Below are 23,102 nucleotides of genomic sequence, written 5' to 3' on the forward strand. Positions count from 1 at the left end.
TGCTATAATCAAATCATCAAATAATCTCGCGCCGCGGCAACGCGGCGGAAGGGGCGCTGAATATGAAAAAAACACTTATCGGCAGCCGCGTTCTCGCGGTCGTTCTCGCGCTTGCGATGCTTATTACCTGCGCGGGCGTACTGCCGCTCGGACTGATCGCGTCCGCGGCGGCTCCGGGTTTTGACGGCTACCTTTACAACGGCGACTTTGAGACCGGCGACATGTCGAACTGGTCGATCCTTTACGGCAATATGTCGATAGTTGAAGGCGGTCATAACGGCAGCGGATACGCGCTGAAGGTCGCGGGAAGTCAATGGTCCTGCATCTATCAGGCCGTGCAGATCGAGCCGAACACGGACTACCGCCTCTCGGGCTGGGTGAAGCGCGTTTCCGGCACCGGCGCTCACTACCTTTACGCGAAGGGCAGCGACGGCGCGAATATAAGCGCCATCAACGGCACGAAGCAGTATTTCAAGTATACCGATTCCGACTGGGTGTATCACAAGTGGGAGTTCAATTCCGGCAGTTATACCAGCGTTGAACCGCGTATTACGATAGAAGACGCCAACTCCGTTTTTCTCTATGACGATATCAAGCTCGAGCCGCTGCCGAAGCCGAGTAACGACGGGTTCATCTCCAACGGCGACTTTGAGCTCGGCGAGTTCGGCGCGTGGAGCAAGGCGAACACCTGCTCCATAGTCGAAGGCGGCCACGACGGCAGCGGCTACTGCGCGAGAGTCGCGGGCAGCGCGTGGTCGAAGATCCAGCAGAACGTCACCGTCGAACCGAACACGGACTACCGCCTCTCCGGATGGGTGAAACGCGAAGCGGGCGCCGGAGCGCACTATTTCAACGCCAAGGGCAACAACTCCGCCGCCTCCTCTCTTACCACGCTCAACAAAACGAGCCCGTGGCACAGATACGCCGCCCCCGTCTGGGTGTGGCACGTCTGGGATTTCAACAGCGGCGACAACACTTCGATCAATATCCGCGTGGATATCGAGGACGCCGCGTCCGTCTGCCTCTACGACGACATTACTCTCCGCAAGCTGACCGCCTCCGATAAGGCGGGCTATATCAATAACGGCGACTTCGAGGCGGGCACACCGAACGGCTGGCAGCCGAACAGCACTTCGTCGATCGTTTCCGGCGGTTTCGGCGGCAGCAATTACGCCATGAAGGTCGACGGCTTCGCCAAACAGTATATCCGCGTCGACTCCATGAGCGATTACCGCGTGACCGCGCAGGTGAAGCGCGTCAAAGGCTCCGGCAGAGGCGAGCTCCGCGTGCAGAAGGACGTGAACGTCTACGAGGCGATAAACGGCACGAGCGGCGTTTTCAGCAACGCTACGGACGGCTGGGAGGAGCGCTCCTTCGAGTTCAACTCCGGCAGGACGACGCAGGTAACGCTGTTCCTCGCCACGCTCGACGCGGGCACGGTTTACGCATTCGACAACGTGACCGTTGAGAAGATAGCGAAGGTCGAGCCCGACTATTCAGACGTTCTCAAGGGCGACGTCGACCTCAACGGCGAGGTCAACGCCGACGACCTCGAGCTTATCCGCGACCTCGGCGGTACCGCCGAAGGCGCCGCCGCATACGCTGCGGATATGAACTGCGACGGGCGCGTCACCCCTGACGATTTACAGATGCTCGACGATTATCTCGCGATGGGGGATAACGCGCTTATGGCGCTCTACCCGACGCAGGGCGAGACCGTCGCGAACGGCAACTGGCAGATAGACGAGCTGCTTCACGATTACTACCCCGGCAAGTCGGACGACTACTCCGGCATCTACTTCGGAATGGGATCGCACACCGACGCGTACGAACGCGACCCGGTCGTGCTGCGCTGGATCAGCCGCGCTCCGCAGGAGACCTATACCGTGCGCCTGACGAGCGACGTTGATCCCGTAACCGGGAACGCGGACTTCTCGAACGCGAAGGAATATACCGTGCAGGGCACGGAGCTTTCGCTTCAGAATCTGCTTGTCGATACCTGGTACGTCTGGCAGGTCGAAGGCGGCGGAAGCGTCAGCAGCGGCGTTTTCTACACCGCCGACACCGTCCGCACCCTCAGCATAGACGGCGTCACGAACACCCGCGACCTCGGCGGCTGGAAGACTATCGACGGCAAATACCGCGTCAAATACGGCGTCGCCTACCGCGGCGCGGAGATGGACGACGTCACCGCGGCGGGCATCGCGGCGGCCGCGGGCCTCGGCATAAAGACCGACGTCGACCTGCGCGGCAGAGGGTCGAACACCGGCTCTCCGCTCGGCGCGGACGTCAACTGGTACCTCTCCGGCGAATACGGCGGAGCGATGTACTACAACTCCGAGAAGACGACGATATCCGACCTGACCAGCGTCTACGTTCAGGGAACGGTCAACGCGCTCCGCGCCTTCACAGACGCGGATAACTTCCCGGCGTACTTCCACTGCACCTACGGCCGCGACCGCACCGGAACTCTCGCGATGTTCCTGCTCGGCATCTGCGGCGTTTCGCTCGACGATATTCTGAAGGACTACGAAATGACCTTCCTGACCGAGTTCGCCGGCGGCACGGGCCGCACGATCACGGCTTATGAAGGAATAACGAAAACGGCGAAGTGGCTCATCGACAACTACGCGCCCGGCGGAACGCTGAAGCAGGGCTGCGAGGGATACCTCCGCGCGGTCGGACTGACCGACGGCGAGATGGACGCCATCCGGGCGAACCTCCTCGAGCGCGTCGCGGACGTTACCGGCATCGAGGTAACGCCTCCGACTAAGGTTTCGTACGTCGAAGGCAGGGAAGAGCTCGACCTTGCGGGCGGAAAGCTCACCGTCAGTTACAGCGACGGCGACAGCGAGGTGATAGACCTTACCGCCGGCATGGTCAGCGGCTTCGACAACACCGCCTTCGGTACGCAGACTCTGACGGTCAGGTATAACGGCTTTACCGCGTCTTTCGATATCGAGATAGTCGCCAACCTCTTCGACGTTGACGGCGACGGTGAAGTCACCGTCGCGGACGCGCTTGCGGCGCTCCGCGCGGCGATCGGGCTTACTCAGCCCGAGGGACCGGCGTTCAGATCCGCGGACGTCGACGGGGACGGAGCGATAACTGTTTCCGACGCGCTGCGCATCCTGCGGAAAGCCGCGGGGCTCGTATGATTCCGCGCCTTACGCGGTCGACCGCAAGGATGCGTAATCATCCTGCGCAGCTTTCGCCGCTTCTCCGAAACGATCGTATCGCAGAATAAAAAACAGCCCCCGAATCGAGAGATTCGGGGGTCGTTTATTTATATTCGCCTGTATCCTGTCGCTTCGGCTTAATACATTCCGCCGGGCATTCCGCCGCCCTGGGGCATCGGAGGTTCGGGCTCCTTGATGTCCGCGACGAGGGACTCGGTGGTCAGCACCATCGCCGCGACGCTGGAAGCGTTCTGCAGCGCGGAGCGGGATACCTTGGTAGGATCGACGATGCCCGCCTTGAGCATATCGACGTATTCGCCCTTCTGCGCGTCGTAGCCGTAGCCGACCTTGCCGCTGCCGATGATGTTGCTCAGGATGACGGAGCCCTCGATACCGGCGTTCAGCGCGATCTGTCTGATCGGGGCTTCGAGCGCCTTGAGGACGATCTGTACGCCCGTCTTCTCGTCGCCTTCCGCGGTCTTCATCAGCGCCTCGACGGCGGGGATGGCGTTGACGAAGGCGATGCCGCCGCCCGCGACTATGCCTTCCTCGACGGCCGCCTTGGTGGCCGCGAGCGCGTCTTCGATGCGGAGCTTCTTCTCCTTCATCTCGGTCTCGGTGGCCGCGCCCGCCTTGATGACGGCGACGCCGCCGGCGAGCTTCGCGAGACGCTCGTGGAGCTTCTCACGGTCGAAGTCGGAGGTGCTCTCCTCGATCTGCGCGCGGATCTGCGCGACTCTGGCGGCTATGGCTTCCTTGTCGCCGCTGCCGTCGATGATGATGGTGTTCTCCTTCTGGACCTTGACCTGTCTGGCGGTGCCGAGCATATCGAGCGTGGCGTCCTTCAGCTCGAGGCCGAGGTCGGAGGTGATGACTTCGCCGCCGGTGAGGATGGCGATGTCGCGGAGCATCTCCTTGCGGCGATCGCCGAAGCCGGGGGCCTTGACCGCGACGCAGACGAAGGTGCCGCGCAGACGGTTGACCAGCAGGGTGGCGAGGGCTTCGCCCTCGACGTCCTCGGCGATGATGACGAGCTTCTTGCCGCTCTGGACTATCTTCTCGAGCAGAGGCAGGATGTCCTGAATGTTGGAGATCTTCTTATCGGTGATGAGGATGAGCGCGTCGTCGATGACGGCTTCCATCTTGTCGGTGTCGGTGACCATGTAGGGGGAGATGTAGCCTCTGTCGAACTGCATGCCCTCGACGACCTCGCTGTAGGTCTCGGCGGTCTTGGAATCCTCAACGGTGATAACGCCGTCGGAGGATACCTTCGCCATCGCCTCGGCGATGAGATTGCCGATGGAGGAATCGCCGGCGGAGATGGTCGCAACTCTCGCGATGTCCTCGTTGCCGGAGATCTTCTTGCTGTTCGCCTTTATCGCCTCGACGGCCGCGTCGGTCGCGAGCGCGATTCCGCGCTTGACGCCCATCGGATTGGCGCCGGCGGCGACGTTCTTCATTCCTTCGGTGATGAGCGCCTGCGCCAGCAGGGTAGCGGTGGTGGTGCCGTCGCCCGCGACGTCGTTGGTCTTCGTGGAGACCTCCTTGACGAGCTGCGCGCCCATGTTCTCGAAGGCGTCCTCCAGCTCGATCTCCTTGGCGATGGTGACGCCGTCGTTGGTGATCAGCGGAGCGCCGAACTTCTTATCGAGCACTACGTTTCTGCCCTTTGGGCCGAGCGTGATCTTGACTGTATCCGCGAGTTTGTTGACGCCCTTGAGGAGCGCCGCGCGCGCTTCTTCTCCGTAAATAATCTGCTTTGCCATGGTTATCTCTCTCCTTTAAGCTTATTTGACAACGGCGAGAATGTCGGACTGGCGGACGATGATATACTCTTCGCCGTCGAGCTTGATCTCGGTGCCTGAATACTTGGAGGTGATGACCTTGTCGCCCTTGGCGACCTGCATGACGACCTCCTTGCCCTCGACCATACCGCCGGGGCCGACCTCGATGACTTCGGCGACCTGGGGCTTCTCCTTGGCGGAGCCGGGCAGCACGATGCCGCTCTTGGTGGTTTCTTCCTGCTCGGTCATTTTCAGAACGACTCTGTCGAGCAACGGAACGATTTTCATATTATTTCCTCCTTTGAAGATTATTAACGCTGTTAGCACTCTTTACCTCCGAGTGCCAAATGGTATTTTAATACATTATTTACCAATTGGCAAGAGTTTATTGCAACTTTTCAAAAAAAATTAACATTTGGGGGAGGTCTGTCATCCTGAGCGGAGCGGCGAAGCCGCGAAGTCGAAGGATCTCACGCAGCGCAGCGGTCGGCCTGTCATCCTGAGCGAAGCGGCTGAAAGCCGCGAAGTCGAAGGATCCTAAAGAAAACGGTTATACATAAACAAAGGTGTGTATTCGGAGCAGACGGTAAATCGCCGATTCCGAATACACACTTTTTCTTTTACACTGCCGTTCCTTCAGGATCCTTCGACTCGCTGCGCTCGCTCAGGATGACAAAAGGAAACGCGGGATCCTTCGACTCCGCCTCCGGCTCCGCTCAGGATGGCGCGCGCCTGCTTTTTCCGTTTTTCCCATTGACCGCGGGGCAAATCCGTGATACAATAAATATAATTATAAGCATAACCCCAACCTACTAAGGAGGGCGCCCCATATGAAAAAACACGTATCCAAACTCATTTCCGCTATCCTCGCGCTGACGATGCTGCTCGGCCTGCTGCCGACGGCGTTCATCACCGCGTCCGCGGCGACGACGGAGTCTTACGGCATCTCCATCGCCGGCGTGCTTGTCACGGACGCTAACAAAGACGACGTCCTCGGCGACGGCGCGTTCAGCTTCAGTCCCGATAACAATGAGCTTTTCATTTACAAAAGCTATAACTATAACGGCGACAAGCTTATTGACAACTGGGGCGGCAATCTTATTATCTACACCACCGCGTTCGACCCGACGCTTTCCGCGAGCGGCGTCGTCGTCAACTCGAGCAAGGACGTCAAATTAATGGGTCCCGGCATGCTGACGCTGCACAGCGACTATTCCTCCTGCGTCCACGCGGAGGACAAGGTGAAGATCACCCTGTCCGAAGCCCGCATCACCGTCGGCGGCAAATACGGCTTCACAGGCACGAACGGGCCCACCAACGAAAAGATCGTCTTCGACCGGAGCTTCCTTGACGGCATGACGGACGAGGGATCCGTTTACGGCTTCCGCGGCGGCGTAACGATAACCGGCTGCGATCTGCTGGCTCCGACGCACGCGGCGGTCAGGGAAGGCTCCATAGTCGCCGGCAACGGCACCTCGCCGGCATCCTGGGTCACCATCGCCATCGAATACGACCTCTGGATCGCGGGTTTCCGCGTGAATAACGGCAACGCGCCCGACGTTACGGGCGACGGCGTCTTTGAGTTCGACGCCGATACGAACGTCCTCACCATTCGCGGCAATTACGATTTCACTTATCCGGACGCGGGCGATAAGCTTATATACAGCGATATCAGAGACGGTTTGAAGATCAACGTCACATTGGACTCCAAGCTCACCACGGATTGTTCGTACGCGATCAAATCGGACTGGGATCTGACGATCACCGGCAGGGGCAAACTGACTGTAGAGAGTACGTACAGCTGCATTTATATGCCGTGGGGATCGACCTTGACGATCGACCACGCGAACCTCGACATGACCACATCCAATTACGCCATCCGCGGCAGCAGCCGGATGGGCACGAGCCTCGCCGTTATCGAAAGCACCGTGCGTATGGATTCGGATGGCGGCGCCATATACGATTTCCGCAATATAACCCTCACCGACTGCGAGATAACGTATCCGTATTTCCCGCGCATCAAGGACGGCGCCGTGCGTGACAGCGAAGGCAACGTCGAGAAAGACGTCACCATCGAACCGAAGGTCGTCTACGGCTTCACCGTCGCGGGCGTCGAGGTCACGAGCTTAAACATGAAGCACATCCTCGGCGGAAACAATATCGACGCGACGTATTCGCCCTCGACCAACGAGCTTATCCTCCGCGGCGATATCAGATATGACGGCGTCGTTATCGGAAACACCTCCTGCGAAGGCCTGACTATATACACGGTCGGCGACGTCACCCTGACCGGCAAGTCGAACGCCTCCGATATCGTCGCCTTCGTCGATACGAGGATCGCCGGCCCCGGCAATCTGAAGCTCGTCGGCGGGCAGATAGGGATCAACGTGAAGGACGGCGCGACGCTCACCGTTGACGATACCGAGCTCAGCATCGCCGCGAGCGGATACGGCATCTACGGCAATAACACCGCGTCCGTCGAGTTCAAATACTGCACCGTCACCGCGGCGTCCGCGTCCGGCGCGGTGCGCAACTTCAGCTCCGTCACCCTCGACGGATGCGGGATCGATCAGCCCTCCTACGGCAGAGTGCTGAACGGCAACATCGTCGGCGGCGACAACTCCCCCGCGAAAGCCGTTTCAATAATCGGCAAATATAATCTCTGGATATGCGGCATTCAGGTGACCACGCTCAACAAGGATGACTTTTCCGGGACCTTTTCTTACGACGCCCGCAACAAGACACTGTTCATATATAAGGGCGCGACCGTCAACGGCCAGACCATGATCCGCGCCGCCGTTCCGGGCCTCACCATACAGGCCCCGGACGAGTTATGCGAGCTGCGCGCCGACGGCGCGGGCAACGCGGCGCTCCTCGTTGAGGCGGATACCACCATCAAGGGAACGGACGCGCTTCAGCTCCGCGGAGAGTCAATCGGCATCCGCGTGAGCAAAGGCGCGACGCTCACCTTCGATAAGGCGTACGTCAACGTATGGGGCGGCAGCAGCGGCATCGAGGGTCTGAACAGCGAAAAGCTCGTCATCAAAGACAGCTGGGTGGCTTCTCAGGCGTCTTACGCCGTTCTCAACTTCAAATCGATCACGCTTGAAAACAGCAACATTCTCCGTCCCTCGGGCGGCAAGATCGTCGACGGCTCCGTGCGGAACGAGGATAACTCCTACGCCGATGAAGTGGCGTTCGAGCCCAGGGGTTTCAAGGTCTGGGTCAGCGGCAGACAGGTGAACACCCGCAACAAGGACGACGTCTACGGCGACGGCACCGTCCGCTTCTACGAGGCGGGCGAATACGAGCCGTCCGAGCTGGATTTGGAATACGGCCTTGACGCGTTGTGGTTCCGCAGCACCCCGGTTCTGGTGCTGGATAACTACAGGCCCACGGGCCTCCGGGGCGAGGACTGGCATGAAGACGGTGACTGCTCCGCGCAGCTTTACCTCGACGAAGAGCGCCTCTTCATCGTTCTTAAGGGCGAGAACGTCCTTCCTTACGCCTGCGGCGACGACGAGGACGAATACCATCCCCACGGTATCTTCACAGGCTTCGGCGAAAAGTATATACGCTTCATCGGCGACGGTTCCCTGACGACGGACGCGAGATACTACGACCGTTACGGGCTCTACGGCGAGGGCACGAATATCTATTTCTGCGAAGAGGTTGAGGTTTCGCTGACCGGCGCTCACGGCGCGAAGCTTGTGTTCAACGATATGACGCCGTGTATTTCGGTGGAAGACAACGCCAAGTTGACATGCGTCGCCACGCAGACTGACAGCGGTTACGACTGGGCGGCGCTCGACTGCGCCGATCTGGATCTCAGCGGTCACGCCGAGCTTCTTTGCTACACTACATTCAACGGAGAGGCAATCGATACCTGGGGACGCAGTTACTTCTCAGTTTCAAACGATTATTACGATATCGGGATCCTGAAGCAGGGAGAATACCTGCCCGGCTCTATTCACGGTACGCAGAAGGAACCCTACAAGCCCGAGCTTGGCATCAACATCTCCGGCGGTACCGATGAGAGCGAATGCCGCTACGTCAGCATAAAGTGCGTTCCCACATACGCGACGGGCGCCCAGTTTGCGAGCGAAAACTATACCGTCACTCCGCAAAGGAACGACGTGTACGCGGGCGTGCAGCTGCGGCCGTTTGAAGCGCCGGATATCTATGATTACGGCATCGTCTTTGAATCCTCCGATCCCTCGATCGTTTCGTTTACGCCGGGCAAGAGCAGCCGTGTGATCTACCTCCACGGCTGGCAGAACGGCACCGTCACGGTGACCGCCACCGTTCCCGGCGGCGCGACCGCGACCTGCACCGTCACGGCGTCCGGCTTCGAGAACGAGCCGAAGCCGATAAGCGAGATCCGCGTCAACGGCTACCATAACCCGATAATCGGGGAAAAGGTGAGGGATAACATCGATGGCATCTCCCTGCCTTCCGGCGCGGGATATGAGTTCGATGAACTGTTCTGGTACGACTCCTATTATGATGAAGGAATGCCGTCCGGCGAGGTATTTGAGGAGCTTCCGCATTTAAGGTCCCCCGGCAGGTATCAACTGTGTATGTGGTTCGTTGCCAAAGAGGGATATGTTTTCAACCCCTACGCGCTCCCCGAGATCACGATGCCCGGCTATGACGCGGAGATCACCGACGTGGAGCTTTACGACGACGTGCTTTACGTTCTCACGGATTATATCGCGGCGGAGGAGCCGTATCGCGAGACGATAACCTCGGTGCAGATAAACGGTTTTGAAAGGCCGAAGGCGGGCGAGACCGCTATTTCCAACATTCTCAAGCTCTCGGTGCCATCCGGCGCGCCGTATACCATAACCGACGTTGAATGGGTGACGTACGCCGACGACGTCAGCGGCAACGGATTCTTCAGCGCCCGCGAGCTTGATAATCACGACGTTTTTGAAGACGGCGAAGAGTACTGGCTGAGGGTGTATCTCGCGCCGAAGGAGGGATACCGCTTCGACTATGACGAGATCGAAGACGTCAAGGGCATGCACTACGAAGACGGGTGGGTAGACGATGACGGCGTCTATTGCGCCTTTAGCGAGAACTTCACTGTCGGCGCGTTTATGTACGGCGATATGGACGACGACGGCGAGATCACCGTTTACGACGCGCTTATGGCGCTCCGCATCGCCGCGAAGCTCGCGAATGCGACCGATCATGATTATCTGGTCGGCGACGTCGACGGCGACGACGAGATCACCGTTTACGACGCGCTGATGATATTGAGAGTCGCCGCGAAGCTCGCGGTTCCGGATTCGCTCGTTCCGGTGCCACATATAAGATGACCGCAGGCGGCGTCCCGTAGGGACGGTTTCGACCGCCCGCGCTGAAAAAACCGAAAAACGCCTCCCGCGAGGGAGGCGTTTTCTCATGCTTTTCTTTGCGTTACCCGAGCCGGTAAACGTCGCGGAACTTCTTCTCGAGGTAGGCGACGTAATAATTTACGTCAAACTTGCCGCAGACCGACTCGAACAGCGGCACGGGGTCGAGCATCCTGCCGTACTTCCATATATGCTCCTCCAGCCAGCCGTTGATGCGGGCGAAGTCGCCGTCTTTGACGGCGGCGAAGAGGTCGAAGTCGCGGTTGATGCGCTCGATATACTGCCCGCCGTAGGCGGAACCGATGGCGTAGGTGGGGAAGTAGCCGATGTTGCCGTTCGACCAGTGGGAGTCCTGCAGCACTCCGCGTCTGTCGTCCGGCACGTCCACGCCGAGGTATTCCTTATAGAGCCGGTTCCACTCGGCGGGGAGGTCCTTCGCCTTCAACTCGCCGGTGAACATGCGCTTTTCAAGCTCGTAGCGCACCATAACGTGCATGCAGTAGGTCAGCTCGTCCGCCTCCGTGCGTATAAGCGACGGCTCGGATTTGTTTATCATGCGGTAGAAATCGTCCTCGCTGACGTCGTCGAGGTTGGGCGCGAACTCCGCCTTCAGCCAGGGGTAGATAAGGGAGCAGAACTCGCGGCTGCGCCCGATGACGTTCTCGTAGAAGCGGGACTGGCTCTCGTGTATCGCCATGGATGCTCCGCTGCCGAGCTCGGTGCCGGCGAGCTCGCGTCCCGTGTGAAGCTCGTAAAGCGCGTGGCCGCCCTCGTGGATGACCGAGTACATCGAGGAAGCGAAGGCGTTCTCGTGATAGTGCGTCGTGATGCGCACGTCGTCGCGCGAGAAGTCGATGGTGAACGGATGCTCCGTTTCTCCGAGCACGCAGTGGTTCGGGTCGATATCCATAAGCCCCATGACGAAGTCGGAGAACTTGCGCTGCTTTTCGATGGGGAAGCGGCGTTTCAGCGGCGTGTCGTCGACGCGGTCGGCGTGCTCCTTGACCTCGTTGATGAGCGGCACGAGCTTTTCGCGCAGTCCGGCGAAGAAGGCGTCGCAGGTCGCGCGGTCGAGTCCGCGTTCGTGGGCGTCAAGCGCGGTGTCGTAAGGGTCCTTGCCGGGTTCCTCGCAGCTGCGCACGAGCTTCGTCATATCAAACATCTTCTGCAGATACGGCTCGAAGGATGCGAAGTCGTTCTTCTCCTTGGCGTCGTGCCAGACCGCGTCTGCCTTGGCGGAAAGCTCGGTGTATTCGACGAAGACGTCCTCCGGCACGCGACGCATACGCTCGAGGTCGCGGACGTTCTCCGTGACCTTGCGGCGCGTTACGGCGTCGAGCGAATCGAGATCAGCGGCGAGCGTGCCGACGATCTCGATCGTTTCGGGCGAAGTCGCGAACTGATAGGTCAGGCGCGAAAGCTCGCCCAACGTGGAGGCGCGTACTCCCGCCGAGCCCTTCGGCGCGACGGTCGCTCCGTCGTAATAAAGCATTGATTCCGCGTGTCCGAGAGCGAAAAGTGTCTTCTCCAGCGCGGTGTATTTTTCGAGCGCTTCCTTTGCAGTCATTATTATTCCTCCTCATACAATCGTTTCACAATGCTATTTTAGCATACGCGGCGGGGGATTACAAGTGAAAAATGCCTTTTGCCGCGCCGGCGGTCAAAATATATTTGTATATTTCTTATAAATATTCATATAATTTTTTGTCAGATTCCTTGATATTTTCACAAAAGGTGTTATAATATAAAATGTTGAATAATGGGTTATAGCACGGCGAGGACAACAAGCCGGAAAACACCGGATTTGACCGTTTGTCAGGCGTATTGTCCTTATCGCCAATCAGCCGTAATCGAGCGGTGTAACCGCGGAACGGAGAAATCATGGCGTCTCATGCGTTCAGGAACACAAGTGAAAACATAAAGCGCGAGCTTGATTCGATATTCAAAGAGGTCAAGAGCCGCGAGCTTGAAGGCAAGTTCGTATCCATTGCGCGGCTCGAAATGTCGAAGGATATGTCCGTCGCGAAGGTCTACGTCAGCACGCTTTCCGGCATGGAGAAGACGCAGAAGGTAGTCGCGGCGCTGAAAGCGGCGAAGGGCTTTATCCGCGGCGAGCTTTCGCACAGGCTCGACCTGCGGCACACGCCCGAGCTCGTCTTCATACCGGACGATTCGATGGAATACGGCGCGCGCATATCAAAGCTTATCGACGACAGCGTCGCGCACGAGCATACCGAGAGGGAAGAGAATGACTGATCTGCAGCGGGCGGCCGAAATGCTGAAAGCCGCCGACGGCATAATGATAATCACTCACGCGCACCCCGACGGAGACACCGTCGGAGCGGGCTTTGCCTTACTGCACGCGCTGATGGCGCTGGGCAAGCGCTGCTTCGTCGCGAATCCGGACGAGATCCCGCCGAGCCTGATATGCGTTTCGGGCGCGGAGCGGCTTCCCGTGGAGTTCGAGCCGGACTTCATAGTCGCCGTCGACGTAGCCGAAACACAGCTTGCGGCCGGACTCGCGCCGTACTGTGAGCGGGCCGACCTCTGCATCGACCACCACAAGAGCAACAAGCGCTACGCAAAGTTCACGGCGCTCGACGAGAACGCCGCCTCCGCGGGCGAAATGGTATACGAACTGCTCGGCATCCTCGGCGTCGGCATGACGCGCGAGATCGCGACGGCGCTTTACGCCGCGCTGAGCACCGACACCGGCTGCTTCAGATACCGCAACAACACGCCGAAGACCATGCGCGCCGCCGCCGAAACGATGGAAGCGGGCGCGGACTTCAGCTCGATGAACAAAGCGTTTTTCGAGACCGTTTCGGCGGAGCGCGTGAAGCTGCTCAGCCAGCTTTACGGCAACGTCGAGATATTCGCCGGCGGCAGACTCGCCGTTTCGCACGTCGACCTGCGCGGCTGCTCGGAGGACGACTACGACGGACTTTCCGGTGAACTTCGCAAGGTGGACGGCGTCGTCGGCGCGGTCCTGCTTCGCCGCACGGGCGAGAATGAATACAAGATTTCGGCGCGTTCCAACCCCGGCTTCGACTGCTCCGCGCTCTGCGCCGTTTTCGGCGGCGGCGGGCACGAGGGCGCCGCGGGCGCGAACGTGTACGGAGAGCTTTCCGACTGTCTCGGCAGGGTGAAGGCGGCTATGGAAGATCAGCTGCGGAGGAACGCGTGAACGGTATACTTTGCATCGACAAGCCGGAGGGCTTCACCTCCTTCGACGTCGTCGCCGTTATGCGCAAGGCGACTCACGAGAGCCATATCGGACACGCCGGAACGCTCGACCCGTTCGCGACGGGCGTGCTGCCGCTGCTTTTCGGCAGATGCGCGAAGTTTCAGGACTACCTCACCGTCGGCAGAAAGAAGTACCGTGCGTCCGTAAAACTCGGCGTGACGAGCGACACGCTCGACCGCACGGGAGAAGTGACCGTTTCGGGCTCCGCGCCCGACCTCGCGAACGCTGAGGAAACGCTCGCGTCCTTCGTCGGTGAGCAGCTTCAGACGCCCCCGGCGTACAGCGCGATACAGGTGCGCGGCAAGCGGCTTTACGACCTCGCGCGCGCCGGCAAAGCGCCTGAGATCCCTCCGCGCCGGATAGAGATATACTCGATCCTTCCGCTTTCCGCGGAAGGCGATACGCTCACCTTCGAGGTGGAATGCTCGAAGGGAACGTACATACGCGCCCTCGCCCGCGATATAGGCGAGAAGCTCGGCTGCGGAGCGTGCCTGTGGGAGCTCCGCCGTCTTGCCGGCAGCGGTTTCACTGTCGACGACTGCGTTTCGCTCGAGGAGGCGAAGTCGAACTTCGCGGAGCATATGCTTCCCGTGGAGAACGCCTTGACCGGTTTCGAGAGCGTCACCGTCAGCAACCGCAAGGGCAGACTTCTGCTCAACGGAGCCGGCAACCCTACCGATCTTCCGGAAGGGACGTACAAGATGTTCGACGCCGCCCACGGCTTCCTCGGTCTCTTCGACAGCAAGGGCGGAAGGATGAAGGTGCGCACGATGTACGTTATCAAGGAGGAAGCGAATTGATCTTCAACTGCGATGATATAAAAACGCCGCTGCCGCCCTGCGCGCTTGCGCTCGGAACGTTCGACGGCGTACATATAGGTCACGCGAAGGTCATCGGCGAAGCGGCGTCCGCCGCTTCCGAAGGCGGACTTACCGCCCGCGCGCTGACGTTTCCCGATCTGCCGGGCGACTTCATCGAAACACGCGCCCGTGCGCCGCGCATAATGAGCAACGCGCTCCGCGAACGCGGAATATACGCATGCGGCGCGGACGAGATATGCTATTTCGACCTGAAAAACGGCGGATTTGAATACACGCCGGAGCGCTTTGTCGAGGAGATCGTCATCGGCAAGCTGAATGCGAAGCGCGTTTTCTGCGGTTTCAACTTTCGCTTCGGCAAAGGCGGCGCCGCCGGACCTGAAAAGCTGGGCGAGCTGCTCAGCGCGAACGGCGCGGAGCTGACCGTCATACCGCCGGTCGAGCTCGACGGCGAGCCGGTTTCCAGTTCGCGCATACGCCGTCTCATTGTCGAGGGCGACGTCGCTTCCGCCGCACGAGCGCTGGGACGCCCGTATTCGACCGATTTCCCCGTGGAGCACGGGAGGCAGATCGGCAGGAGCATAGGCTTCCCGACTATCAACAATCGTTTCCCGCAGGGGAGACTTATTCCGTGCTTCGGCGTCTACGCCACCCGGGCAATCATCGACGGCGTGCGGCACGGCGCCGTCACGAACGTCGGTACACGTCCGACGGTCGGCGGCCAGGAGGTCACCGAAGAGACCCACATCTTCGGAGTCGACGAAAACCTCTATGGCAGGATCGTGGAGGTCGAGTACATAGCCCGCATTCGCGGCGAGGTTTACTTTGAAAGCCTCGAAGAGCTGAGGCTCAGGATCGAGCGCGACAAAGAAACCGCCGAAAAGATACTTAACGGTTAAATCTTGATTCAATCTTCAAGTTTACAATAAGGGAGAGATGAGAAATGTCAAACAGACTGTTTCAGACTGTGATCCAGCAGATGAAGGACGTTGTCGGCAGAACGATAGGCGTTATCGACGATAACAACGTCGTCGTTTCATGCAGCGACCTTTCGCTGATAGGCAAGTCCTTCGGCGGCATAATGGACGAGTTGTCGTACACCAACGACACCCTTTCTCTTGCCGGCAGGACGTATAAAAAGCTCGGTTGGCTGACTAAGGCGGATTACGCCGTCTTCGTCGACGGCGACGACGAGCGCGCAAAGTATTCCGCTGCGATCCTGTCGGTGTCTCTCGACAACATAAAGGCGTATTACGACGAAAAATACGACAAGGCCGCGTTCATAAAGAACGTGCTGCTCGATAACATACTTCCCGGCGAGCTCCGCAACAAGATAGGGGAGCTCCAGATCAACAACGAGGTCGACCGCGTCGTTATGCTCGTTCGTATCGACGAGCGGACCGACATATCGCTTTTCGACGTCATCCGCAATCTTTTCCCCGAGAAGAATCAGGATTTTGTCATCCGCATCAGCGAGAATGAGATCGCCATCGTCAAGGAGGTCAAAGAGCATAAGGAGCCGACGACGCTAAACAAACTCGGCTTCTCGATCGTTGACACTCTTAAGGGAGAGTTTTTCGCGGATGCGACCGTCGGCGTCAGCAACGTCGTATCCTCGGTCGCGGAGCTTGCCCGTGCGTTCAAGGAAGCGCAGACCGCCATCGAGGTCGGAAAGGTCTTCGAGACGGAGAACAACGTCGTCAATTACGCGACGCTCGGCATAGCGCGTCTTATCTACCATCTGCCGACGACCTTGTGCGAGATGTATATGGACGAGGTCTTCAAGTCCGGCACCATCGACAGTCTCGATCACGAAACGCTGTTCACGATCCAGAAGTTCTTCGAGAACAACCTCAACGTATCCGAGACCTCACGCAAGCTGTTCGTCCACAGAAACACCCTCGTCTACCGCCTTGACAAGATCAAGAAGCTGACGGGGCTCGACCTGCGCGAATTCGAGAACGCCATCGTCTTCAAGGTGGCGCTCATGGTCCACAAGTACCTTCAGGAAAAGCCCGTCAAGTATTGACGCGGCAAACTGTTTTCGGCTGATAAGGAGAAGAAATGATAGAGTTCAAAGACGTTTCTATGCGGTATAACGGCAAAAACGGCAAGAAACGGGCGCTTAACGGCGTGAGCTTTACGATAAACGACGGGGAGTTCGTCTTCATCACCGGCGAAAGCGGCGCGGGCAAAACGACCATCACGAAGCTGATGATCCGCGAAGAAACCGCCAACTCCGGAGAGATCATCATCAACGGATTCAACCTGCTGAAGATGAAGAAGAAGGAGATCCCGTTCCTGCGGCGCTCGATGGGCATAGTCTTTCAGGATTACAAACTGATTCCGACTCTGACCGTTTTCGAGAACGTCGCGTTCGCGATGCGCGTCATCGGCGCGCCGGTAAAGCACATACGCAACCGCGTTCCGTATATGCTCGACCTCGTCGGACTTTCCGAGAAGGCGAACGTCCTGCCGTCCGAGCTTTCCGGCGGCGAGCAGCAGCGCGTCGCGCTTGCCCGCGCGCTCGTCAACAATCCGTCGCTGCTTATAGCGGACGAGCCCACCGGTAACCTCGACCCCAAGCTTTCGACGGAAATGATGTATCTGCTCGATAGGATTAACGAAAAGGGCACTACCATCGTTATAATGACGCACGAGAAGGAGCTCGTCAACGCGATGCAGAAGCGAGTCATCGCGATCAAGGAGGGCGTCGTCATCAGCGACGCCGAAGGCGGGTACGTGATATGAGCAAGAATAAAGTCACGAAGTATTCGTGGGGGCGCTCGATGCTCAGCACGAAGTTCAATAAACCGATGGCGATCGTTTCCGTCAGCGTGCTGACTGTGTGCCTGCTGCTGCTCGGAACGTTCGTCCTTGTATCGATGAACATTTCAAGCTATCTCAACCGGCTCGGCGAAGCGAACGTGGTGCGCGTATATCCGCCTTACACCGCGACGCAGAGCGAGGTGTACGACCTGAAGACTGCGCTCGAGGCGGCGGATAACGTCGCGACCGTGACCTACGTTCCGAAGGAAGAGGGCGCGGAGGAATTCAAACAGTCATACAGTGAATACGGCGACATTCTTGACGGCTTTGAGGCGAATCCTCTGCCGGATAAGTTCGTGATAACGCTCAAGGATATGACCAGGACGAGCGAGACCATTTCCGTTCTCCAGTCGATCGAAGGGGTGGAGAAGGTAACGTGGTCGGCTTCCGCCACGCGCACGATAGTCACTATAAAGCGGGTGCTTGAAATAGCGGGCGGCGCGGTAGTCATAATTCTGGCGATCATTTCCGCGTTCATTATTTCAAACACTATACGCGCCTCGATGCAGAACCGCAGTCTCGAGATCGGGATCATGCGGCTCGTCGGCGCGAAAAACAGCTTTATCAGAAAGCCGTTCATCATCGAAGGATTCCTCATCGGCGTTATCGGCAGCGTCATCGCCTACGTCATCGAGTATTTCATATACGTTTACGGAATGCAGAAGCTCATAGGCTCGATCGAACTTCTGAAGCCTATGCCGTTCAAAGAGATCGCGCTTCCGCTCGCGGGGTCGTTCCTGCTTGTCGGCGTGCTGACCGGCGTTCTCGGCAGCGTGATTTCCGTCAGAAAGCATCTGAAGGTCTGACGCCGGGAGGGTATTATGAGAAGAACAGTTTCGATAATAACCGCGATAGTTATGTTGCTGACGACGGCGCTTTTATGCTCCGGCGTTATCGGCGCGCCCGCCGGCGCGGACTCTCTGCAGGACCAGATAAACGCGAAGCAGAGCAAGGTCAACGACCTTGAGGAAAAGATCGCCAAGCTCGAAAAAGAGGGTAAGGAGCTGCTTTCGCAGATCCAGCTCATCGTCGAGCAGACCGAGGAGATCGAGGAGCAGATCGACCTGACCAACGACCGTATCAAGGAGCTGGGCAAAGCGATCGACGAGCAGAGCGAAAATATCGCCGGCGCCGAGAGGGACATAGCCGACCGCACGGCGCAGATGGAGGAACGTATCCGCGCGATATATATGGGCGGCAGCGATTCCTACGTCAATATGCTCTTTGAGAGCAAAGACTTCGGCTCATTCCTCGATACGCTCGATACGCTGAAGATCCTCGTCGCGGCTGATAGAGATATGGTGACTGAGTTCAAGACCGCCAAGAACGATTATGAGAGCGTCAAGGCGAGCCTTGAGAAGGACAAAAAAGAGATGAGCGACCTGAAGGCAGATCTCGTCTCCCAGCGTAAGAAGCTCGAGAATAACGAGGCCAGGCTCAAGACCCTCCGCGACCAGAATAAGAAGGCAATCGCCTCTGCCGAAAAGGAAATGGCTAAGCAGTATGAGGAGATCAAAGAGCTGATAAAGCAGCAGTCGCAGGGCGAATACGTCGGCGGCGACTTCATCTGGCCGGTGCCGGGCTTCAGCAGAAAGAGCAACATAAGCTGCTACTTCGGCAAGGCCGGCAGTCTTTGGGGCAGCGGCAAGCATACCGGTATGGACATCGCCGGCAGGAACTCCGCGGGCGAAGGAATTGAAGGCAAGCCGATAGTCGCCTGCAACGCCGGAACGGTCATCGAGGTCAAATACACCTCCGGCGGCTACGGCCAGCGCGTCGTCATATCGCACGGCGGCGGCATCTCCACGCTTTACGCGCATATGAAAAAGGACAGTCCGACCGTCAGCAAGGGCGACGTAGTCGCAAAGGGACAGGTCATCGGCTACGTCGGCAGGACGGGTAACGTCACCGGTCCGCATCTTCACATCGAATTCATAGTGGACGGAAAGCAGGTCGATCCGCTGGGTTACATTTCGTATATCAAGTAGCGATCGGAGAGAGCTGAGATGAAAAAGAGATTCGGAATACTGACGATGGTCGTCGTCATTATCCTCGCGGTCGCCACGACGATGACGATAACCGCGGGAGCGGATTCGTTGCAGGACCAGATAAACGCGAAGCAGAGCAAGGTCAACGACCTTGAGGAAAAGATTGCCAAACTTGAAAAAGAGGGCAAGGAGCTGCTTTCACAGATTGGTCTTATCGAAGAGCAGACCGAGGAGATCGAGGAGCAGATCGACCTGACCAACGACCGTATCAAGGAGCTGGGCAAAGCGATCGACGAGCAGAGCGAAAATATCGCCGGCGCGGAGGAGGATATCGCCGTCCGCACCGCGCAGATGGAGGAGCGTATCCGCGCGATATACATGGGCGGCAGCGATTCCTACGTCAATATGCTCTTTGAGAGCAAAGACTTCGGCTCATTCCTCGATACGCTCGATACGCTGAAGATCCTCGTCGCCGCGGACAGGGATATGGTGACCGAGTTCAAGACCGCCAAGAGCGATTACGAGAGCGTCAAGGCGAGTCTCGAAAGCGACAAGCGGGAAATGGATGCGCTGAAATCCGATCTTGTAACTCAGCGTAATAAACTTGAACGCAACGCAGACAAGCTCGAAACGCTTAAAAAACAGAACGATAAGCAGCGCGCCGCCGCGCAGAAAGAAATGGATAAGGAATACGAAGCGATAAAAGAGCTGATAAAGCAGCAGTCGCAGGGCGAATACGTCGGCGGAGAGTTCCTGTGGCCGGTGTCCGGCTTCAACAAAAAGAGCAACATCAGCGCTTACTTCGGGCAGAAAGGCAAATACTGGAGAAAAGCCCATACAGGTATGGATATTGCCGGCAGGAATGCCGCAGGCGAAGGCATCAAAGGAAAGCCGATCTTGGCGTGTAACTCCGGGACTGTTATCAAAGTCAATGAGACGTCGGACGGCTACGGACAGTACGTTGTCATATCGCACGGCGGCGGCATCTCGACGCTTTACGGGCATATGATATCGGGAAGCCCGACCGTCAGCGAGGGTGACACCGTCGTAAAGGGTCAGGTTATCGGCAAGGTCGGCCAAACCGGAAACGCCAGCGGGTATCACCTGCATCTCGAGTTTATCGTGAACGGCGATCGAGTCGATCCGTTGAATTATGTTTCATATATCAAGTAGCGATCGGAGAGAACTGAAATGAAAAAGAGATTCGGAATACTGACGATGATCGTTGTCATTATCCTCGCGGCCGCCACAACGATGGCGATAACCGCGGGATATATGCGCGCGAAATACGATAAGGTCAGCGAGAACCTGCAGGCGCAGGAGAGGGCATTCACGAAGATGGCAGAGATCAACAAGCTTCTCCGCGAGCGCTACATCGGGGATATCGACGAAACCGCGCTGAACAACGGGATGGCGACCGGCGTGATAGGCGGCCTCGGCGACGCCTACGCAAAGTACTACTCGGTCGAGGATTACGCCCGCTACAAGAAGGAACAGCAGGGAAAGGTCGTCGGCATAGGTATCAGCGTAGTTGAGGACGAGAGCGGCTATATGCGCGTCGTTCGCGTAGTCAAGGGCTCGCCCGCGGCTGATGAAGGCATGAAGGTCGGCGACGTGATAGTTTCGATTTCGGGTGAAGACGCCGCCGAAATGGGCTTCGTCAACGCCTGCGCGGCGCTTGCCGGCGAGGAGGGTACCGCAGCGGAGTTCACCGTCCAGCGCCCGAATATGACCAGAAAGATAAACTACACCGTCAAGCGCGACGTCATATCCGTTCCGTCTGTCGAATACGAGGTTATCGCGGGCGACGTCGGATATATCAGGATATACACCTTTGACGCCACGACGCTCGACGGTTTCAACGACGCTGTCGACACGCTCTGCGAGCGCGGAGTCGGCGCGTTCGTCTTCGACGTGCGCCGCAACTCCAACGGCGATGTTGACGTTGCCGCGCAGGTGCTTGACACGCTGCTGCCGGAGGGCACGATAATGTCGAGAGCTTACGCTGATTCGGAGGAGCCGGAGGTCGTAACCAGCGACGACGCTTCGCTCGATATGCCGATGGCGGTCATTATGGATGAGAACACCGCATCCGCGGCGGAGCTCTTCGCTTGTGCGCTTTCGGACTACAACAAGGCGACGACAGTCGGGGAAACTACGTTCGGAAAGGGTACGATCCAGCAGATGTTCCCGCTGAGCGACCGCTCTGCGGTCTCCATCTCCGTGGCGTACTTCTACCCGCCGTTCAGCAGTAATTTCGAGGGCGTCGGTGTCGAGCCGCATATCAGAGTGACGCTTTCCGCCGAACAGCAGGCTAAGTTCTACGATATGGATAAGCAGGACGATCCGCAGCTTATCGCGGCGGTCGAAACGCTCGGCAGAAGCTTCTGAGTCATATGACGCGCGGCTGAGGGGCGTTGAATCACGTATCACGTATATTAAAAAATAACCCTTGAGATCCTCAAGGGTTATTATTTTTCTGCTTTTGCCGAGGCTTATTCTGTCTTCACCTTAGACGAATCTATCAGCCCGCTGTCGAGAATATCGGCGCCGTTGCCGAAAACCTTGTAGATGAAGCCGTATTCGCCCGCGCCGTCGGGGACGTAGGTGAAAACGTTGTCGACGCCGACGACCATGGTGTCGGTGCTGACCGCGGCGCCGGAGCGCCATACGCTTACGTTGACTTTGCGCGGGAAGACCGCCTTGACCTCGCCGCTTTCGTACGTGACCTCCGGAGCAGGCGTTTCGACAAAACGGGTGGAGAAGCCCTGCAGCTCGAGTTTTTCGGTCATCGTGCCGTCCGAGAGCATCGCGTAGACGTCGCCGGTGTAGACCGCGGGGGCGTTCTTGCGGATATCCGCCTGCGCGACGAGCTTTGTCGTCAATGTGGCGTTGCAGACGACGCGGGATCTGCCGTTATAGTGCTCGGTGATTACGGCGCGGTAATAGACCGCCTTCGGGAACGGGTTGACCTTCAGTTTCGCCTTTCCGCCTTCCGCGACAAGCTCGGCGGAGAATACGGGCGGCTCGGGCTCGGGTACCGGAGGAGCGCTGTAGACGCTCGTCAGCTTGACGCTTTCGGAGGGGGAGTATATCGTGAATTTCTGCATATGCGTGTCGTTGCCGAGGTTGAATACGCGTGTGTCGTAGGGGTTCAGCAGCTGCAGACAGACGCACGGCGTAACGAAGTCGGGGTATTCGGGGTTATTTATCATCTTCAACTCGCTGTCGCTGTAACCCAGGAAGTTGTAAAGCCCGCGCGTGTAAAAAACGGTCTCGCGCCCGACGGCGACGGGCAGCTCATAAACCATTTCGCCGTTTGAGATCTGATCGTAACCGCTGGCGCATTCGAGCGCGAAGTCGGGGAAGCGCGAGCTTTCGGGAACGGCGTCCGTCCACACCTCGAAAAGCCGCGCGTACTTCGGGTCGACGCTGACGGTCAGCATCGCGTAGCCGTCCTGCGCGGTCGCCTCCGCGGAGAAGACCTCCGGCGGCTCCGCGGGTGACGCGCTGACGACGTAGGTGTGCTCGAGGTATGCGTCCTCGCCCTTGACGGAGTAGCGGCATTTATAGCTGCCCTCGGCGCTTATTTCCGCAAGCGCGGCGAAGTCGAGCAGAAACGCCTTTTTCGCGGTCATATAGGGCGCCAGCTCGGGGAAGTCTTCTTTTTTGAGTTTTTTCAGCTTGCCGTATATCTTTTCCCCGTGCCTGTCGTAGACCTTGACCGAGAGCGTCTCGTCGGAGATGAGCAGTACGCCCGCGCTCGTCATATATATCCCCTTGATGCCGTCGGCGGCGGAGCCTCCGCAGCCGAAAAGCGCCGCCGGAAGCGTGACCAGCAGCGCGATGAGGAGTATGAGCGAAATCGTCTTTCTCACGGGCGTTTCTCCGTTTGAG

At 58.3% G+C, this 23,102-nt stretch carries 16 protein-coding genes; 12 read left to right on the forward strand and 4 right to left on the reverse strand.

Annotation, left to right across the window (positions count from 1 at the left end; translation table 11 throughout):
• Nucleotides 1-62: 62 nt before the first annotated feature.
• Nucleotides 63-3,158 (forward strand): tyrosine-protein phosphatase, encoded by a 3,096-nt coding sequence (locus J5441_03725; protein ID MBO4934264.1) that lies wholly within the window; start codon nt 63-65, stop codon nt 3,156-3,158.
• 158 nt (nt 3,159-3,316) lie between these two features.
• Here the strand turns inward: J5441_03725 and groL are convergent, their stop codons facing one another.
• The gene (gene groL, locus J5441_03730; protein ID MBO4934265.1) at nt 3,317-4,945 is read right to left on the reverse strand and encodes a chaperonin GroEL; all 1,629 of its coding nucleotides are present in this window, start codon (nt 4,943-4,945) and stop codon (nt 3,317-3,319) included.
• 21 nt (nt 4,946-4,966) lie between these two features.
• The gene (locus J5441_03735; GenBank protein MBO4934266.1) at nt 4,967-5,251 is read right to left on the reverse strand and encodes a co-chaperone GroES; all 285 of its coding nucleotides are present in this window, start codon (nt 5,249-5,251) and stop codon (nt 4,967-4,969) included.
• A 542-nt stretch (nt 5,252-5,793) separates the two neighbouring features.
• On the opposite strand from J5441_03735, the gene J5441_03740 reads away from it, so the two are divergent.
• Complete coding sequence (locus J5441_03740; protein ID MBO4934267.1) at nt 5,794-10,287, forward strand: hypothetical protein; 4,494 nt, start codon at nt 5,794-5,796, stop codon at nt 10,285-10,287.
• Nucleotides 10,288-10,387: 100 nt separating this feature from the next.
• On the opposite strand, the gene J5441_03745 is transcribed toward J5441_03740, so the two are convergent.
• On the reverse strand, nt 10,388-11,890 hold the full coding sequence (locus J5441_03745) for a carboxypeptidase M32 (protein ID MBO4934268.1): 1,503 nt from the start codon (nt 11,888-11,890) through the stop codon (nt 10,388-10,390).
• 314 nt (nt 11,891-12,204) lie between these two features.
• On the opposite strand from J5441_03745, the gene rbfA reads away from it, so the two are divergent.
• Genes rbfA through J5441_03795 form a run of 10 tightly spaced genes read left to right on the forward strand, consistent with a single transcriptional unit; the run spans nt 12,205 to nt 21,596 of the window.
• Nucleotides 12,205-12,579 (forward strand): 30S ribosome-binding factor RbfA, encoded by a 375-nt coding sequence (gene rbfA, locus J5441_03750; GenBank protein ID MBO4934269.1) that lies wholly within the window; start codon nt 12,205-12,207, stop codon nt 12,577-12,579.
• Nucleotides 12,572-13,510 carry a DHH family phosphoesterase gene (locus tag J5441_03755; GenBank protein ID MBO4934270.1) on the forward strand — a complete coding sequence of 313 codons (939 nt, stop codon included), beginning with the start codon at nt 12,572-12,574 and terminating at the stop codon, nt 13,508-13,510. Before rbfA ends, J5441_03755 begins: the two co-directional genes overlap by 8 nt.
• Entirely contained in the window at nt 13,507-14,370 is an 864-nt protein-coding gene (gene truB / locus J5441_03760; GenBank protein ID MBO4934271.1) for a tRNA pseudouridine(55) synthase TruB, read from the forward strand. Before J5441_03755 ends, truB begins: the two co-directional genes overlap by 4 nt.
• Nucleotides 14,367-15,287 carry a riboflavin biosynthesis protein RibF gene (gene ribF / locus J5441_03765; GenBank protein ID MBO4934272.1) on the forward strand — a complete coding sequence of 307 codons (921 nt, stop codon included), beginning with the start codon at nt 14,367-14,369 and terminating at the stop codon, nt 15,285-15,287. Before truB ends, ribF begins: the two co-directional genes overlap by 4 nt.
• Nucleotides 15,288-15,331: 44 nt before the next feature.
• The gene (locus J5441_03770) at nt 15,332-16,417 is read left to right on the forward strand and encodes a helix-turn-helix domain-containing protein (protein MBO4934273.1); all 1,086 of its coding nucleotides are present in this window, start codon (nt 15,332-15,334) and stop codon (nt 16,415-16,417) included.
• Nucleotides 16,418-16,452: 35 nt separating this feature from the next.
• Nucleotides 16,453-17,139 carry a cell division ATP-binding protein FtsE gene (gene ftsE / locus J5441_03775; protein MBO4934274.1) on the forward strand — a complete coding sequence of 229 codons (687 nt, stop codon included), beginning with the start codon at nt 16,453-16,455 and terminating at the stop codon, nt 17,137-17,139.
• Nucleotides 17,136-18,023, forward strand: a complete 888-nt coding sequence (gene ftsX / locus J5441_03780; protein MBO4934275.1) for a permease-like cell division protein FtsX — start codon at nt 17,136-17,138, stop codon at nt 18,021-18,023. Before ftsE ends, ftsX begins: the two co-directional genes overlap by 4 nt.
• Before the next feature lie 15 nt (nt 18,024-18,038).
• Complete coding sequence (locus J5441_03785) at nt 18,039-19,205, forward strand: peptidoglycan DD-metalloendopeptidase family protein (GenBank protein ID MBO4934276.1); 1,167 nt, start codon at nt 18,039-18,041, stop codon at nt 19,203-19,205.
• A gap of 18 nt (nt 19,206-19,223) precedes the next feature.
• Nucleotides 19,224-20,378: a peptidoglycan DD-metalloendopeptidase family protein gene (locus tag J5441_03790; protein ID MBO4934277.1), complete on the forward strand. Its 1,155-nt coding sequence runs from the start codon at nt 19,224-19,226 to the stop codon at nt 20,376-20,378.
• An 18-nt stretch (nt 20,379-20,396) separates the two neighbouring features.
• On the forward strand, nt 20,397-21,596 hold the full coding sequence (locus J5441_03795; protein ID MBO4934278.1) for a PDZ domain-containing protein: 1,200 nt from the start codon (nt 20,397-20,399) through the stop codon (nt 21,594-21,596).
• A 104-nt stretch (nt 21,597-21,700) separates the two neighbouring features.
• Here the strand turns inward: J5441_03795 and J5441_03800 are convergent, their stop codons facing one another.
• Nucleotides 21,701-23,083 (reverse strand): hypothetical protein, encoded by a 1,383-nt coding sequence (locus J5441_03800; protein MBO4934279.1) that lies wholly within the window; start codon nt 23,081-23,083, stop codon nt 21,701-21,703.
• Between the last annotated feature and the right edge of the window lie 19 nt (nt 23,084-23,102).

The organism is Clostridia bacterium, assembly GCA_017620395.1.
In the GTDB taxonomy this organism is placed as follows: Bacteria; Bacillota; Clostridia; order Oscillospirales; family RGIG8002; genus RGIG8002.